Origin of the sequence: Pseudomonas sp. (assembly GCF_037994325.1) — a bacterium.
Classification (GTDB): domain Bacteria; phylum Pseudomonadota; class Gammaproteobacteria; order Pseudomonadales; family Pseudomonadaceae; genus Aquipseudomonas.
Map to the genome: position 1 here is coordinate 1 of NZ_JBBNAH010000147.1, position 1,692 is coordinate 1,692.

Consider the following 1,692-nt stretch of genomic DNA (forward strand, 5'->3'; position numbering starts at 1 on the left):
ACCCGGCCTGGAAGATCGGCACCAAAAACAACGACCCGGTCGCCGCTTACCTCGAAGACGTCTACACCATCACCGCCAACCTCGCTGGCCTGCCGGGCATTTCCATGCCGGCGGGTTTCGTCGATGGTTTGCCGGTTGGCGTACAACTGCTCGCGCCCTACTTCCAGGAAGGTCGCCTGCTCAACGTCGCTCACCAGTATCAGCTCACCACTGACTGGCACACGCGCACACCAGCAGGCTTCTGAGGAGAAACACCATGCAATGGGAAGTTGTAATTGGCCTGGAGATTCACACCCAGCTCGCCACCCAATCGAAAATTTTCAGCGGCAGCGCCACCACCTTTGGTCAAGCGCCCAACACCCAGGCCAGCCTGATCGACCTGGGTATGCCGGGCGTACTGCCGGTACTCAACGAAGAAGCCGTGCGTATGGCGGTGAAATTCGGCCTGGCGATTGATGCTGAGATTGGTCAGCACAACGTGTTTGCGCGGAAAAACTACTTCTACCCCGACCTACCCAAGGGCTATCAGATCAGCCAGATGGAACTGCCGATTGTGGGCAAGGGCCACCTGGACATCACCCTGGAAGACGGCACGGTCAAACGCGTCGGCATCACTCGCGCACACTTGGAAGAAGACGCTGGCAAAAGCCTGCACGAAGACTACAGCGGCATGACCGGTGTAGACCTTAACCGCGCCGGCACCCCGCTGTTGGAGATCGTCTCTGAGCCGGACATGCGCAGCGCCAAAGAAGCCGTGGCCTATGTCAAAGCCATCCATGCGTTGGTGCGCTACCTGGGCATTTGCGACGGCAACATGGCTGAAGGCTCACTGCGCTGCGACTGCAACGTATCGATCCGCCCGAAAGGCCAAGCCGAATTTGGCACCCGCTGCGAGATCAAAAACGTCAACTCGTTCCGCTTTATCGAGAAGGCGATCAACAGCGAAGTGCAGCGCCAGATCGAACTGATCGAAGACGGCGGCAAGGTCATTCAGCAAACCCGTCTGTACGACCCGAACAAAGACGAAACCCGTGCCATGCGCAGCAAAGAGGAAGCCAACGACTACCGTTACTTCCCCGACCCTGACCTGCTGCCGGTGATCATCGACGACGCCTTTTTGGTTACCACCCGCGCCACCTTGCCGGAGCTGCCGCCGCAAAAACGCGAGCGCTTCCAGGCGCAGTTTGGCTTGTCCGCTTACGACGCCAGCGTGCTGGCCTCCAGCCGCGAACAGGCCGACTACTTTGAGCAGGTGGTGAACATCAGCGGCGACGCCAAGCTGGCGGCCAACTGGGTGATGGTGGAGTTGGGCAGCTTGCTCAACAAACAAGGCCTAGAAATCGACGCCTCGCCGGTTAGCGCCGAGCAATTGGGCGGCATGCTCAAGCGCATCACCGACAACACCATCTCCGGCAAGATCGCCAAGATGGTGTTCGAGGCGATGGCCAACGGCGAAGGCAGCGCCGATGAAATCATCGAAGCCAAAGGCCTTAAGCAAGTCACCGACAGCGGCGCAATTTCCGCCGTATTGGATGAAATGCTCGCCGCCAATGCAGAGCAAGTTGAACAGTACCGCGCCGCCGATGAAGCCAAGCGCGGCAAGATGTTTGGCTTCTTTGTCGGCCAGGCGATGAAGGCTTCCAAAGGTAAAGCCAACCCGCAGCAGGTTAATGAACTGTTGAAGCAAAAACT

At 58.6% G+C, this 1,692-nt stretch carries 2 protein-coding genes; both read left to right on the forward strand.

Features of this window, described 5'->3' with window-relative positions; all coding sequences use genetic code 11:
- Positions 1 to 245, forward strand: a 245-nt coding sequence (locus tag AAAB16_RS05005; RefSeq protein ID WP_340662353.1) for an amidase family protein, incomplete at its 5' end; no start/stop codon positions are given.
- 11 nt (positions 246 to 256) lie between these two features.
- Positions 257 to 1,692, forward strand: a 1,436-nt coding sequence (gene gatB, locus AAAB16_RS05010; protein ID WP_340662354.1) for an Asp-tRNA(Asn)/Glu-tRNA(Gln) amidotransferase subunit GatB, incomplete at its 3' end; no start/stop codon positions are given.